The organism is Moorena sp. SIO4E2 (genome assembly GCF_010671945.1).
Taxonomy (GTDB): Bacteria; Cyanobacteriota; Cyanobacteriia; order Cyanobacteriales; family Coleofasciculaceae; genus Moorena; species Moorena producens.
The window spans coordinates 1-15,368 of the sequence record NZ_JAAHIE010000135.1 but is presented as its reverse complement, the minus strand read 5'-3'; the positions used below and the strand labels follow the sequence as shown (position 1 = coordinate 15,368).

The following is a 15,368-nucleotide window of genomic DNA, read 5'->3' as shown; positions in this document are numbered from 1 at the left end:
AGCTGATAGCTGATAGCTGATAGCTGATAGCTGATAGCTGATAGCTGATAGCTGATAGCTGATAGCTGATAGCTGATAGCTGATAGCTGATAGCTGATAGCTGATAGCTGATAGCTGATAGCTTACAATCAGCAACGCCTACGAATCGGCTCAACTAAATAATCATACATCAGTTGATATTGAGCTTCTGGTTCTTGCTGCCATTTCATGACTAAACCTGATTTGACCAATAGCTCTAGGATAAAATCTAACTGGTCAGTGGATAATTGTAACTCTGCTCCTAAGTCATCTTTTGTTCGGAATGGTCGAGTACCATGCTTATCCGTTAACAAACCCAAAATTTTCCAAGCCGCGTTTTGGTTTTCTGAACCACAATCAGAAACAACCCCTTCTAAATAGCGCTCCACTAGCTTTTCTTTTGATCCGTTTTGTCGATAAGCTGCTAAGGTAGTGATTTGCTCAGTTTGCAGTTGCACTCCCACTATCTGTAATTCAATCGGGCTTACTTCTCCCACTGGTTCATTCTTAGCTAGGTCGTTTACCAACTCATCGAGTAATGCATCCTCTAGGTAAAATTTAGCTTTAGTGGTTAGATTATAAATAATCGATTTTGCCTCGTCTGGAGAAAAATTCCCGACATAATAAAGGATACCTTTATTAAGAATATCATTATTAATGGCATCCAAATCTACCTGACGAGCGCACTTTAATAATAGGTGTAGATAATCCTCCCGTAAACACAGGATGACTTTGAGATAGGGAATATTAAGACAGTCACGGAAAAATTCAAAGAAGCGTTTTTGTTCAGCTGGCTCTCGGCAAGCAAAGAAAAACTCTTCAAATTGGTCAAAAATCAGGATGTTTATCTGGTTTCGCCGTTGATTTTTTTGCAACTGATCTAGAATAGTAACCAGTTCAAAGTTGTTTTTATAACCTTCAACCTTTAAACCTTCAACCTTTAAACCTTCAACCTTTAAACTTTCAACCTTCAACGGTGAATAACCTTCACCCTTCGACTCTAGGATACGTTGACCCAGCTCTGTGACCCAGTCAGTGTAAACCTTCAATCTAATTGGGACTACATTACGGTTACCAATGGGTTGTTGTTTTAGGGCAGGGATTAGCCCAGCTTCTAGTAAGGAACTCTTGCCCACTCCAGCTTGACCATAAATTACAGTTAGTTTGTGCTGGGTGCTGGCAATGCGTTGCACTAGCTCTTTTACTTTGTGTTGCCAATCGGAAGCAGTCATGGCCTGATATACGGTAGCGCTACCTTTACTCTTTGTCTGTGCTAAGTGATTCTGTGGTAACTGATTCTGTGCTAACTGATTCTGTTGGGAGGATTTGAGTTTACCTGCACCGATAAAAGCAAGTAAACCATTCTGTTGTGCGATCGCAAGCCGTTCTTGTTTTAATCTAAATGCTGCTTGATATCGTTTTTGTTGCCAGTAGAGGGTTCCGAGAGTTTCCAGGATTTCCAGGTAGAGTTTCGGGTCATCCTGAATCCCTAACTCCCTAGCCCGTTCCAGATGGCTAATCGCTTCGGAATGTTGACCCAAGTGTTGTTGCGCTTGAGCCAGAAGTAACAGATAGCGACCAACGGGAGATTTATTTGTATATTTATTTATAATCTGTTTATCTATTTTAACTACTCCATTGAGGCAAGATAAAGCAGAATTTTCCTGATAGCTAGGGTACTGTTGCTGTTCTTGGGCTTGGATACTTGGGGGATAATAGGACAATTTTTTACTTCCCCCTCTTCCCTCTGCTGCATAGGCCAACAAATCTTCCCTATGGTGGGCAACACCCTGTTCTTCTGTGACTTTTGTTATAATTACATTGGCATATATTGCGTTTGTGTAAGCTTCCTGCCAGCGGGATTTGTGTAGCGCCACTTTTGCTATAAATCCATAATCCTGAGCCAGTTGAACAGGAGCAGAGTAGGTTCTGTGTAGTGCTAGAGACTTTGTAGCTAGACTTGCCAAATCGTCCCAGGCTTCCAGAGATTGCAGTATCTCACCGAGTTGATTAATCAACTTAGCCACTAAATCCGGTCGTTGCTCTTGCTCGAACACCACCATACACTGCTCTAAATACTCTTTAGCCTTGTGCCAATTTTCTCGATAGCTAGGGTCTCCCGGTGGATACTGCTTAGCCTGATCGCAATAGCATAATCCTAGGTGAAACAGGATAACTGCTTGTCGCTCGCGACGTGGAGGGGTAATGGGTTTACGGGATATGAAGGTAGGCAGACCAAGTCCAGGGAGAATCTCACCGTTGTTTTCTGGCTTGCTCTCCTGCTTGCGGGGTTCCTGTTGCCAGAATTCTAAACTTTTCTGATAGTGGGTAATAGCAACATCAATCTTGCCCAATCCATAAGCCTCTCGACCCCAGACAAAGTTAAGACTGGCTAGCAACTCTGGTGGCAACTCGTGGTTCCCACTTTCCAAATCCCGTAAGGCAAACTTAATTTCCGTAGTATAACCAGCACCTAAGATAGCATCATTGGGGAAAATTTCACTGGCACCTAATTCCAAGACTTTGGTAAATAAAGAATTGGCTTTTTGTTGTAGGTTGCGAATTAGTCTTGAGGTTGGGATTTCAAACATAACCGTTGTTGCCCAACTGTGAAAATCTGGTGTGATGCGAATCAGCTTACACAGTACCTCATCGTTAATCCACAACACTAATGGAAACTGGAAATTTTTGCGAAACTCTTCTCTAACTTGGTTAGTGGCGATTAACAGTTCATCAAGGTCCGTGACTGACTCTAAACCAAACACCATCAAGGCTGCTGGCTGTTCCTCCCCGATTTCCTGTCGGAGGGTGGTGTAGAGTGTACAAGCAGATTGGTCTAGGAATACTTCCCGGATTGGGACAGAAGAAATTTTGTGTAGCCTGCGCACCACTCGCTTACGCCACTTGGCATAATTACAGTGTGCTAACATCAGTAAAAACTGTCCCTCACTAGCAGCTATTGCCCAGGCTAGTTCTTCTACAGCATCCCGGTGGTGAGTAGCTACAGGCTCGAGTAGGGGTGAGTTAATCATGATTTTAAGGATATTGCTTATGCCAGCAAGTGCGTATGCCAGCAAGTGAGGTAATTATGTTATCAGGAAATTAAATTCTATCCTGGTAGCAAAATGGCAATTTTTTGTGATTTTTTTGTGATTAGTCATGATCTGATTAAGTGTTAAGTAGTAACACCTAATACCTAACACTACCTAACACTATCTAACACTACTACCTAACAATTATGAAAATTGCCATAGTGGTTTGCCATCCCATGCCAGACTGCTTCTCACGGAATCAGGACTCAGCACTCACCCACTAACGACACCAACGACGCTCCCCCTTATTGACATTAGTATTGTGCTTCAGATAATCCTGTAGCCAATCGCAAGCAAGGGACTGTAGTTGATCAGGATGTCGGATATTGTCTAAATTCCATATAATTACTCTAGCAGATGAATCTGATGATGCAATAGTCTGGCCATCGGGACTAAAACTGAGGCTAACTACACCATCATCATGGCCATAAAAGGTTTGAAGTTGTTTACCTTTCCTGTTCCAAACCTTGACAGTTTGGTCAGCACTAGCTGTAGCAATGGTTTCACCATCGGGGCTAAATACCACACTCCAGACGGTATTCTGATGACCATCAAGAGATGTTAGTTCCTCACCATCACTAACATTCCAGAGTTTAACCGTCTTATCCCTGCTAGCAGAGGCCAGGGTTTTACCATCAGGGCTGAAACGAACGCTAAAAACCCAATCGGTATGACCATCGAAAGATTTCAGTTCCTTGCCATCACTAACATTCCAGAGTTTGACGGTTGGGTCAGAACTAGCCGTAGCAGCACTAGCCGTAGCAAGAGTCTCACCATCAGGACTGAATGTGACGCTATTTACCCAATTTGTATGACCAGTCAGAGTTCTAATCAGGATACCATTCTGATTCCAGAGTTTAACTGTGTTGTCCCGACTAGCCGTAGCGATAATTTTACCATCGGGACTGAAAGTGATACTCCTAACCACTTTCTCATGACCAGATAGGGTGTGCAGTAACTTACCATTCTTATTCCAGAGTTTGGCAGTCTTGTCAGCACTAGCGCTAGCAATAGTTTTACCATCAGGGCTGAAACTAACACCCCACACCCAATCGGTATGACCAGTCAGAGTTCGCTGCAATTGACCATTTAAGCTCCAGAGTTGGATAGTGTTGTTCTTACTAGCCGTAGCAATAGTCTGACCGTCGGGGCTATAACTGACGCTGAAAACGGTATTCTCTTCCCCTGTGGGAATAGGGAGTTCATTACCGTATCGACTCCAAAGTTTAACGGTGTTGTCAGCACTAGCGCTAGCAAGGGTCTGGCTGTCGGGGCTGAAATTAACGCTCCATACGGTACTTTCATGACCGGTAAGGGTTTCCAGTAGCTTGCCATTTCGATTCCAAAGTTTAACGGTGTTGTCAGCACTAGCGCTAGCAAGGGTCTGACCGTCCGGACTGAAAGTGATGCTAGTCACAGTACTTTGATGACTTTCATGGTCATCATTTCCCAATGTCTGATACCGAGTACCGTCCATTTTCCAGAGTTTGACAGTCTTATCCTTACTACCAGTAGCAATCAGTTTACCTTTGGGACTGAAACTGACGCTGAAAACCGCATCCTCATGGGCTTGTATGGTTAGAGGCTTTCTCTTGTACAAGCCATTCCTGTCTCTACGCCAGAGTTTAACCGTGTTGTCAAAACTACCAGTTGCCAGCACCTTGCTATCGGGGCTGAAACTAATACTGAGCACTGCTTTATCATGGGCTTTGAAGATTTGGGGTTTTTTGCCTTCGAGGCTCCAGATGATAACTCTTCCATCCTCGCTAGAAGCAGCAAGGCTTTTGAGATCAGGGCTAAAACGCACGCTCCAAACCCAACCGGTATGCCCTGTCAGGGTTTGAATATACTTACCATTCCGTTGCCAGACTTTAACAGTTTTATCTTTACTAGCCGTGGCAATCAACTTTCCATCAGGACTGAAGGTAACACTTCTGATTTCATCCTTATGTTTATGCTTTCCTGCTAACGTGTAGAGTTCTTTCCCTTCCTTGGACCAGATTTTGACATTGTCGGAACTAGCCGTAGCAATTAGCTCACCGTCGGGACTGAAACTAACATTGTTGACTGTATCATTATGACCTTCTAAGCGGTTGCGCTCTCTAACCCCATAAAAGGCTTGCTGTAGAGAACTCATCGCTATATCCTTAGTGTCAGAGCTTACCCCAACTGACCACTTGAGTTTTTTTCCTGCCTCTAAGGCATCTTTTAGTGGATCCAGGGCATGACTATTGGAACCGTAAAGGGCTTCTGAGGATTTAATCAAAGCTCTGATTTCGTTGTTTCTAGCTTGCGCCCAAAATATAGCGGCAGAGAGGGTTGAGATCGCTAACATACCAACTAGAGCAATAGAGCCGGTGAGTGCTATCTTCGACTTCTGTAACTGGGCTTGAGAAAGCCGATGTTGCTCTTGGGCTTTTTTAAGTTTGGCGAGTAATTCGCTATCTTGCTGCTGGCGAATCACAGAAACTAGATAATCATGAACCAATTGATAGCGGTTAAGGGGACTTTCTCGTAAGAGCACCACTAATCCTGATTCGACCAGGATATTTAAGACTAAATCTAACTGGTCTATTTTTTCTATCGCTAAATCCACTGCCAAGGCGTTTAAATCTTTTTCCAAATCCTGGCGGGTTTTAGGCGGGCGCGTGTTATTTTCTTCGGTGAGTAAATACAAGATAAGTTCAGCAGCTTTTTCATTTTCGGATCCACAATCTGCGATCACTTCTTGCAGGTAACGCTGCACCAATTTTTCTTTAGGACCTTTTCTCCGATAATGAGCTAGGGTAGTAATTCCTTCAGTCTGTAGTTGAGCTCCTACGATTTGTAATTCAATGGGACGAACTTCTCCTTCACTACTACCTAGTTCTTGCACTAACGTATTGACTAAGGCTTCTTCTAAATAAACTTGAGAGCGCTCGGTTAGTCGTTGAATAATAGATTTAGCATCCTCTAGGGAGAAATTACCTAAATAATAAAGAATATTTTTATTGAGAATATTATTGTTGATTGAATCAAAATTTTGATGACGAATTCCCTGCAACAAAAAATACAAATCATTTTCCCGTAATGACAATATAACCTTGACGAAAGGAATCTGAAGACACTCCCGGAAAAAATCAAAGAAGCGTTTTCTTTCAGTATGATTCTCCCAAATAAAGAAAAACTCTTCAAACTGGTCAAAAATCAGTACGGTTAGCAAATTGCGATGTTCATTTTGTCGCAATTGCTCTAAAATGGTGGCTGGTTGCAGGTTAGTTTGGGTGGCTGGTTGCAGGTTAGTTTGGGTTGCCGGTTGCAGGTTAGAATACTGCTGTGAACCTTGGCCTTTCGGCCACGCTTCGCGAACAACCTTCAACCGGTCAACCTTCAACTGAGAAGAACCTTCACCGTTCAACTGGTCAACGTTCAACACAGAAGAACTCTCAAGGTTAAACTGGTCAACTTTTAACGGTGAAGATGCTAAGGATTTCCAGACTTCCCTGACCCAATCGGTATAAACCCTTACCAAAATTGGTACGACATCACGGGTTCCAATTACCTTAGTTTTGAGAGTGGGGACTAATCCAGCTTCTAGGACAGAACTCTTACCTACCCCTGACTGACCATAAATCACTGTCAGTTTGTGCTGGGTGCTGCCAATACGTTCCACTAAGCGCTCTACATCGTTCTGACGTACAGAAGCAGTGATTTCCTCAGCAGGGGTTTCCTGCTCTAGGAGTAAGGTAGAACTTTGGCGTAGATGAGGTTTAAGCCGACCAGGTCCGATAAAGGCACGGAAACCATATTGCTGCTCAACGGAGAATCGTTCTTGTTTGACCCGAAAGGCTTCTAGATACTGCTTTTGCCGGAAATAAAGCGTCCGCAATTTTTCCAAAATGCGAATATAAAGTTGTGGAGAATCCATCGGACCGGTTTCCTTAGCCCTTTCCAGGATAGTGATCGCCTCTTCCGAGAGACCCAAATGCCGCTTCGCTTGAGCCAGAAGCAGTAGATAGGACATCTGATACTGTCCAGAGGTATTAGTTAACCGTGTCAGAAGTTCTAAAGCTTTCCTAGCTGCTTGCTGAGCGCCCATCCAACGGCAGTCTTGAAGGGCGACTGCAGCGATAAATCCATAATCTTGAGACAGTTGCAGTGGATTGCCATAGGTTCTGTGCAGTACCAGGGAGCGTTGCGCCAGACCTTGTAAGTCTTTCCAAGCTTCCAGTCGTTGTAGGGTTTCGCCAAGTTTAGTAATAAACTTGGCAATTAAATCTGGGCGTTTTGCTTGTTCAAATGTATCGATACACTTTTGAAAATACCCTCTGGCTGTGATCCAGTGGTGACGACTTTGGGATCGATTGAGTTCAGCCAGGTTCAGATAACACAAACCGATATGAAACAGCAGTAGAGCTTGACGTTCTCGTGGTGAAGGGGTGAGGGGTTGAGGGGATGAAGGGGTTGAGGGCTCCTTTGACAACGTCCGGAGGTAAGGAGATATTGGGGTAGCTTGACCTAGTCGGGAGGGGAAACTACTCTGCTGTTGTGTTTCCTGTTGTTGTGTTTCCCAGCTCCTAGATTCCTGCTGCCAAAATGCTAAACTTTGCTGATAATACTCTAACGCCTGATCGATCTGACCATTAATATAAGCTTCTCGACCAAGCACAAATGGCAAACTAGCTTCTTGGGTTATTTCTAAGACATCTCCACGAGTTTGCAAATCCCTCAAAGCTGAGTCCAATTCTCGGCAATAGCTGGAACCAAAAATAGCGGTATTGGGTAGGAACTGATCCCCACCGGCATCCAAAATACGAGTAAATAAATAACTCTCTCGCTCTGCTAGAGCTTCAATCAAGTGATTTGAGGAGAGGACAAAATTTGTGGTTGTTGCCCAACTCTCTAAATCCGGCACAAACCGAATTAGCGTTTCCAATACCTCGTCATTTACCCATAACACTAGAGGGAAGGGGCAATGCTTGCGAAACTCCTCCCGCACTTGGTTGGTAGTGATTAGTACTTGCTCCAGGTTGCTCAGGGAGTCTAAACCGAAGACCATCACGGCAGGTGGCTGTTGATCCCCTAGCTGCTCCAAGATAGTGGTGTAGAGACTCTTCACCTTAACCGACTGGTTCAGGTATATTTCCTGGAACTCAATAGCACAGACTTGCCGCAACTTCCGCACAATGTAATCCTGTAAAGCTTCATAGTTGCGGCGGGCTAAAATCAGGGAAAACTCCCCTTGGGACGTCTCCATTGCCCAGGCGAGTTCCTGCATTGAATTGTTGTTGTAGGCATCCGCATCTTCTACGCGGTATAAGCTAGGCATGATTTGAATCCTTCCGCTTCTGCCAAAATGGGATTAACGTCAAACCAAGACCCATCTTGGTCTCGGTACTCATAGACGAACATGCTGCGGATCAAGACTTGGTAACCTTCATCTCCAACTACCTTCTTGTGTTTAGCAACATGACACAATAATTCCCACTCATCGTCTGAGATGGGTAGGGTTAGTTCATTGCGGCGGTCTCGAATTACATTTTCTAACATGCCTTGAGACAGAGGTAATCGTCTTTCTTTCTTGATCCAGGTACTGAGAAACCGGAGCAAATTCCGCACATGACCCCCGCTAGCGTAACACAGGCGATCTAAAGTGTCAGGGGAGTCGAACACCTCTTTTACTCTAGCAAGACGCTCCACAGGCTCTAAATTAGGAAAGGCTCTCGCCAGTACCATTTGTCGCAGCAGTGCCATGCCCTGTTCATGGGGAGTACCATCTCGTAACTTTACCGGTACCATTGGTAACACTTTGGGATCTACCACAAAGCGCTGAGTCAAGGCACTATAGTCATTAGAAAATCGTAGCGCTAGGGGCATGGTGTAGACCACATGACAGTGTAACCCCTTTAACTGGGCTCCGCGATCCACAAATAGATATTCCGGCTGATCACGTCCCCAAGGCTTCTGGGAAGCGTCCACCCGATCGAGGTTATCTACAATCACCACTAGCCCTTGTTTCCCAAGTTTTTGGAGGTTTGCGATCGCAGGTTCGAGCAACTCTTGGTTAATCACTTCTAACAACCGATTGGTTTGAGGTTCGAGATATTGCCGTAAGCGACTGCGCAGATCCGGGCTATCCTTAGCCTTAGCCGTAATCTCACCAATCCCAACTGCTAGGGAAACCGCCCCCTCAGTGTCTACTCCAACCTCACCAATCCCAGGAACTCCTACCCTACCGCTTAATTCAATTTCAGTGAGCAACAGTTTAGCCGCACCTGCCAGTAATTTTTTAAAGCCTTTCGGTTCACCTAGCTTAATTTTGTCTAAGCTTTCACTGACGCGACGGGCAATAGCGAGTAAGATGTCCCCGACATCTACATCTCCCATTTCCAAGTCTTGAGAAGATTCAAAATAGACCACGTGAAAGTCAGCTTCCTCCAATTCGGCTTTCAGTCGCAGTAACTCCGTAGACTTACCACAACCAATATGTCCAGTAAATAGCTCGCAGGTCGGCTCATCCATGGAGAAGAAAGTGATATTATCCTTCAACTCTTCAATGATCTTGCCCCCTCGCACTGAGGAAAAATCGATATAATACTTACAGTCTTCCGGCTGATCGACCGTTAACGTTTTGCTGGGATTACAGGCTTTATATAATTTTTGTATGTTTACTGTCATAGGTTTCCTTTTTTATTTTTCATCACCAAGTTTAAAATTTACCTGTCAAGGTAGGGAATCGGGAATCGGGAATCGGGAATCGGGAACAGGTAAAAGTCATAATATTTGATTATTTGATAACTGATTCGATCTCCAATAATATTAGTCATTAGTTATTTTGGCTTAGTTATTTTGGCTTATATGAATAATTATGGTATTAGTAATTGCTGGTAATTCCCCCTTCTATATTATCACTCACTCTAGGTATCAGTGTAGGAATTGTGATCATTATTTTAGGCCATATTCCCTACTCCCTACTCCCTACTCCCTACTCCCTACTCCCTACTCCCTTTGCTATAACAATTTCAAACTGTAACTGATGGCTGTCTAGAAAATCATGGGTAAAATGATCGACGACATTGGTATCAGCAAGTTCCAAATTGTAGAAATCTATAAATTCCTGGTCAAAATAGGGACCAGCGTGCCAAGTTCCTACTTCTAATTTAATAAAGCAGTTACCTGGAATCCGAAAAGCCGCAATATCCTCTAAAACTGGTTGGTCATCCTGATTGGGAGGAGCTACAGCCATGAACCAGTCTTTCCCTTCTAGAGAACCGAGACACTGAGTACATTGGACATGACGAGTAATTTTATCAAACTTACGACCTTTGTGGTGTAGCCGCATGATATAAAACCGGGATGTCCCATTTTCGAGGTTTAACTGAGCATCATCTTGATCATAGGGTTTGCCGTCAACACTTGCAAAGATGACTTGACCGTAGGGCTGAAAGTTCTCTGATGTCACCCATTCCGCGTATAGTTTTTGAATCGTCTTGACTTTACTCATCCTCAGCCTCCGCCGTCAGTAGTTAAGAATTAACAGCTTATTGATTTTAGCTTGTCCAGGTGCCTTGCTGTTACTCTGGCAACTAGTCTTTACTTTTCCTTTATGGTATCCTTGTATAGGTAATTTTAAAAAAAACATCAAAAAAATCATCAGTTTCATCTTTAGGGTTATGGTCGTCGTAATTCTTTATATTATAGTCGATAATTATATCTATATTAATCTCGGGATATAAAAATATTATCCTCTATAGTATCGACTTGATAAAGCCACTAAGCTAACCTTTTTTAAAAGGTATAAAATCCTTAATTTTACACTAAATCATGCCTGAATTTTTAAGATAAATTGATGACTTTTACTTGCTCAAACCAAGACAATGTGGTCTATCGCTTCTGGAAACTGGCGATCATCAATATTCTTTCTACTCTCATGATACCCCTTGCGGGTTTAATCAGCGTGGCTTTCTTAGGTCATTTAGATCAAATCCGCCACTTAGCTGGAGTCGCTCTCGCCACCATCCTGTTTAACTTAATCTACAATAGTTTGGCTTTTTTACGGATGGGAACTACTGGGATAACCGCTCAAGCTGTCGGAGGAAATGACCGAGATGCTATGTTGCTGGTGGGACTTCGTAATGGCTTAATTGCTCTGATTTTAGGTGTAGTTATCTTAAGTTTACAGTATCCTCTCAGAGAGCTTGGATTTGCTTTGTTAAGTGCTACACCAGATGTCAAATTTTCCGGTATTGCTTATTTTAATGCTCGGATTTGGGGAGCTCCTGCAACATTACTCAATTTCGTACTGATTGGTTGGTTTCTCGGTAGAGAAATGAGTGGTAAGGTTTTGCTGCTGTCCATTATCGGTAACACCGCTAATATAGTTTGCGATTACTTTACTATTATTCGGTGGGGTTGGGAAAGCACTGGCGCTGGATTATCCGTAGCAGTTAGTCAATACGTGATGGTTTTAGTGGGCATAGTTTTAGTTAGCCAAGAAATAAAGTGGCAAGAGCTAAGAGCAGTAGCCAAACGAATTTGGAACTTGTTGGATATAAAAGCTACTTTTACCCTAAATAGTAATCTTTTTATCAGAAGCTTAGCGATTCTTTTTACCTTGTCTATTTTTACCAATTTGAGCTCAGCTCTTGGTACCACAATCTTGGCGGAAAATGCTTTGATACTAGAGGTGTTCAGCTTGGCTGTTTATTTTATTGATGGATTGGCATTTGCTACGGAAACTCTGACGGGTAATTTACAAGGTCAGGGAGCAAAAGAGCAGTTAGTCCCTTTATTGAAAATTGCTGGAGGAAGCAGTTTGCTATTGGGACTTAACTTTGCTTTCCTGTTTATCCTGTTTCCCCAGACACTCTTTGGGCTGTTAACAAACCACACTGAGGTGATCGAATCGATTACTCTCTATGTTCCTTGGTTACTCCTGGTGTTAGGATTTGGTTCCATTGCGTTTATGCTGGATGGTTATTTTCTGGGCTTAGCTGCAGGACAGACCTTACGTAATTCTACCGTAATCGCCTTGGTGGTGGGATTTGTCCCTATGGCTGTGGCGTCTTGGCAGTTTCAAAGTGTTCATCTTCTTTGGTTAGCTTTATCCTTGTTTATGGCAGGAAGAGCGATAGTACTGGGCGTAAAGTTACCAAGCACGTTGAAGTGAAATATATGGTTTTTCAATTAGGTGAGGTACAAATTTTTTGGGTTTTAGGGAACAGGGAACAGGGAACAGGGAACAGGGAACAGGGAACAGGGAATAGCGATCCGCTGCATCAAGATAGGAAATCAACGTCAAAGAAGACTCTATATTATAACTGCGAGAAACGCTATAAAAGTTTCTCATAGTAATGAGATACAGATAATTTTTTTTCTATTCCCTACTCCCTACTCCCTACTCCCTACTCCCTACTCCCTAAAACCTGTGATGGAATAAGCAAACCGATGACAATAATTTAAAGAAGTATGAAGTATGAAGCATGAATTGTAAAAGATGAAGTATCAAGGATGAAGTATGAAGCATGAACTATCAAGATAGAGGGAATTGTAGATGGCTCGTCAACGTTGGGCTTCAAGAACAGTATTTCTCCTCGCAGCAGTAGGTTCTGCAGTTGGCTTAGGGAATGTGTGGCGCTTTCCCTACCTAGCTGGGAAATACGGTGGGGGAGCATTTCTAGTGCCTTACCTGATCGCTTTAGTCCTAATTGGGGTTCCACTGTTGATGCTGGAATTTGCGGTAGGACAAAAAATGCAACGGGGAGCCATAGGCTCATTTAGGAAATTACACCCCAATTTCGGCAGTCTCGGTCTGTTTGCCCTGATGTCAGCCTTTATCATTGTCTCCTATTATGCAGTTGTGATGGGCTGGAGCTTGATTTACTTTCTGGCATCCTTTGGGGTCAAGTGGTCGAGTGATGCTAAAAGCTACTTCTTTGATAGTGTTCTGCAAATCAGTGATGGGGTCAACGTATTAGGTGGTATCAACTGGCCAATCTTATGGTCTCTACTTGTAGTCTGGGTCTTGATTTATTTCTGTGTTTGGAAAGGCACGACCAGTGTGGGCAAAGTCGTTGTCTACAGCGTGCCACTTCCGATTATTTTACTGGGGGTATTGCTATTACGAGCAGTAACTTTACCAGGTTTCCTCAATGGCTGGAAACTGTATCTTACTCCGGTTTGGAGTGCATTAGTTGACCCCGAAGTTTGGACAGCTGCATTCTCACAAATTTTCTTTACCTTATCTCTGGGATTTGGAATTATGGTGACTTATGCTAGCTACAAGAACTCAGAGGATGACATTGCTAAAGATACCTGGTTAACTGCCTTGATCAACAGTGGTATCAGCTTATTTGCCGGTTTTGTGGTGTTCGGAATTTTGGGATATATGGCAGGAGTTACCAACACCCCCTTGGCAGAGCTGGCTGCTTCTGGTCCGGGTCTAGCGTTTGTGGTTTTTCCGGAAGCTTTAAGCTTAATGCCCTTGCCTTGGCTGTTCAGTCTGCTGTTTTTTGTGATGCTGCTTTCCCTAGGCATCGACAGCGCTTTTTCCCTAGTAGAAGCTTTGAATGCGACTATCCTCGACAAACAACAACAGGGAAATGTTGCTAAGGTTTCAATTGGGGTTTGTCTAGGGGGATTTATTGCTGGAATTATTTACACTACCAGAGCTGGATTATACATTTTAGATATTGTAGATCATTTTGTTACTAACTATAACTTGATGTTGGTAGCTATTTTCCAATCTATCCTAGTGGGATGGGTGTATGGTGCAGAAAAGCTGCGACGATACATGAACCAAGTTAGTGATTGGACGGTTGGTAAATGGTGGAATTTTTCTATAAAATACCTGATTCCTATGGCTTTAGTCGCTTTGCTAGCAACCCAGTTTTCAAAAGATATTAGGACTCCCTATGAAGGATACCCAGCCTGGGCTTTAGGACTTGGCTGGGCAATTGTGTTTTTGCCATTACTTATTTTCTTGTCTTTGCTGGTCACAGACAAAACATTGATCAATGGGAGAACCGATTAATTTTAATGATTAATTTGTAAGCCTTCAGCTGTCAGCTGTCAGCTGTCAGCTTAAAATAAACCTCAATATTGATAGATTAATGAAAATGCCATCAATTTGACAATCAACGGGGACTCACCAGCACAAACCCCCGTGTCTTTTTAGACTCTGAATCCTTAGTCGCCATTGCTTGCCACAATTCTTCAGCCTTGACCCAGACCGGAGGATATTTGTAACGAGAGACATCTAGGATCAGAAAACGGTCTGCTTCTTGGTTGTAGGCAGCTAAAGGAGAAATATGTCCCGGACCTTTCTGAGCAATGGCTTTGCGTGAGTAATTGACTAAGACAAAATTTTCCGCTTCTTGCAAATTCTTCACCACTATGTTGCGAAACTCATCCAGGGTCAAATCACCACCATGGTAAACCTCTGCTCTAACTGGATAAGTTTCCAATAATCCTGCTAATTGTTCCAAAGTCATGCCCCGACGAGCAATCACCTCAGCCATGCGCACTTGCTCAGTTTTGGCATTCAAAACATTCTTCTGGGTGAAGCGGTTAGTCCTAAATTCGGGTGCTTTTGGAGCTTGAATTGATAAAGCATTCAGCACCATAACCATACTAGCTACTCCACAGTAAGTAAGCTTTTCCTGAGTCACAAACTGAATACTTAGGGGCAAATAGTCTTCTCGGGCTTGGCTTGCCATCAGTAACTGTTCGCCGTGATCGGAATCGAGGTTAATCAGATTTTCGGTCAGTGGAATTGTCTGGGCTAAGCATCCTCCCAAGCATCCTCCATTGATAAGGAAAAACCCAATTAGAGTGGCTTTTAGGGGTATACGGAATAGTTTTAGTAGATTTTTTTGAGCAGATTTTTTAGCATCGTTGTGATTAATCATATCTAGCAATTATTATACTGATGAGGTACAAATCTCTGGGTTTTAGGGAGCAGGGACTTCGGAGCAGGGTGTAGGGTGTAGGGTGTAGGTTTTTTAATTTGACGTCAGGTGTCGGGTGGGTTACTCTTGCCTGTTGCCTGTTGCCTGTTGCCTCTTGCCCTTTGGGAGTATGTTCACAAATCAAATACAAACGCTATATCTGATTAAATCAGGACTTACGCAGTTAAGTGGATTTCGCCCCCCTAGGGTGTGTTTTCAAAGTTTTCCGCAAGATATTAGATCCCCCCCAGCCCCCCTTATTAAGGGGGGAGCCATACTCAAAGTCCCCCTTTTTTAAGGGAAACGGGGGTACTCGGAGTTTGAAGACACG

7 protein-coding genes are annotated in these 15,368 nt (G+C 43.3%); 2 read left to right on the top strand and 5 right to left on the bottom strand.

Translation table 11 applies throughout. The features are described 5' to 3' along the window. Window positions 1-128 precede the first annotated feature (128 nt). The 4 genes from F6K37_RS16055 to F6K37_RS16040 form a co-directional block, all read right to left on the bottom strand. Window positions 129-3,050, bottom strand: a complete 2,922-nt coding sequence (locus F6K37_RS16055; protein WP_287251147.1) for an nSTAND1 domain-containing NTPase — start codon at window positions 3,048-3,050, stop codon at window positions 129-131. Window positions 3,051-3,330: 280 nt separating this feature from the next. Further along, window positions 3,331-8,418 carry a WD40 repeat domain-containing protein gene (locus tag F6K37_RS16050; protein ID WP_287251146.1) on the bottom strand — a complete coding sequence of 1,696 codons (5,088 nt, stop codon included), beginning with the start codon at window positions 8,416-8,418 and terminating at the stop codon, window positions 3,331-3,333. Continuing rightward, window positions 8,397-9,767: a P-loop NTPase fold protein gene (locus F6K37_RS16045; protein ID WP_287251144.1), complete on the bottom strand. Its 1,371-nt coding sequence runs from the start codon at window positions 9,765-9,767 to the stop codon at window positions 8,397-8,399. Before F6K37_RS16045 ends, F6K37_RS16050 begins: the two co-directional genes overlap by 22 nt. Window positions 9,768-10,074: 307 nt before the next feature. Then, entirely contained in the window at window positions 10,075-10,593 is a 519-nt protein-coding gene (locus F6K37_RS16040; RefSeq protein WP_009149420.1) for an ureidoglycolate lyase, read from the bottom strand. A gap of 345 nt (window positions 10,594-10,938) precedes the next feature. On the opposite strand from F6K37_RS16040, the gene gntT reads away from it, so the two are divergent. After that, window positions 10,939-12,258 carry a guanitoxin biosynthesis MATE family efflux transporter GntT gene (gene gntT, locus F6K37_RS16035; protein ID WP_009149415.1) on the top strand — a complete coding sequence of 440 codons (1,320 nt, stop codon included), beginning with the start codon at window positions 10,939-10,941 and terminating at the stop codon, window positions 12,256-12,258. 384 nt (window positions 12,259-12,642) lie between these two features. Continuing rightward, window positions 12,643-14,121, top strand: coding sequence for a sodium-dependent transporter (locus F6K37_RS16030; protein ID WP_009149410.1), 1,479 nt, complete (start codon window positions 12,643-12,645; stop codon window positions 14,119-14,121). A 103-nt stretch (window positions 14,122-14,224) separates the two neighbouring features. On the opposite strand, the gene F6K37_RS16025 is transcribed toward F6K37_RS16030, so the two are convergent. Then, window positions 14,225-14,998 (bottom strand): phytochelatin synthase family protein, encoded by a 774-nt coding sequence (locus tag F6K37_RS16025; protein ID WP_009149408.1) that lies wholly within the window; start codon window positions 14,996-14,998, stop codon window positions 14,225-14,227. Window positions 14,999-15,368: the final 370 nt, after the last annotated feature.

What these genes read in the sequence shown, in the direction of transcription:
- F6K37_RS16050 (WP_287251146.1), bottom strand. Translation starts at nt 8,418, where the DNA reads ATGCCTAGCTTATACCGCGTAGAAGATGCGGATGCCTACAACAACAAT.
- F6K37_RS16025 (WP_009149408.1), bottom strand. Translation starts at nt 14,998, where the DNA reads ATGATTAATCACAACGATGCTAAAAAATCTGCTCAAAAAAATCTACTA.
- F6K37_RS16045 (WP_287251144.1), bottom strand. Translation starts at nt 9,767, where the DNA reads ATGACAGTAAACATACAAAAATTATATAAAGCCTGTAATCCCAGCAAA.
- gntT (WP_009149415.1), top strand. Translation starts at nt 10,939, where the DNA reads ATGACTTTTACTTGCTCAAACCAAGACAATGTGGTCTATCGCTTCTGG.
- F6K37_RS16055 (WP_287251147.1), bottom strand. Translation starts at nt 3,050, where the DNA reads ATGATTAACTCACCCCTACTCGAGCCTGTAGCTACTCACCACCGGGAT.
- F6K37_RS16030 (WP_009149410.1), top strand. Translation starts at nt 12,643, where the DNA reads ATGGCTCGTCAACGTTGGGCTTCAAGAACAGTATTTCTCCTCGCAGCA.
- F6K37_RS16040 (WP_009149420.1), bottom strand. Translation starts at nt 10,593, where the DNA reads ATGAGTAAAGTCAAGACGATTCAAAAACTATACGCGGAATGGGTGACA.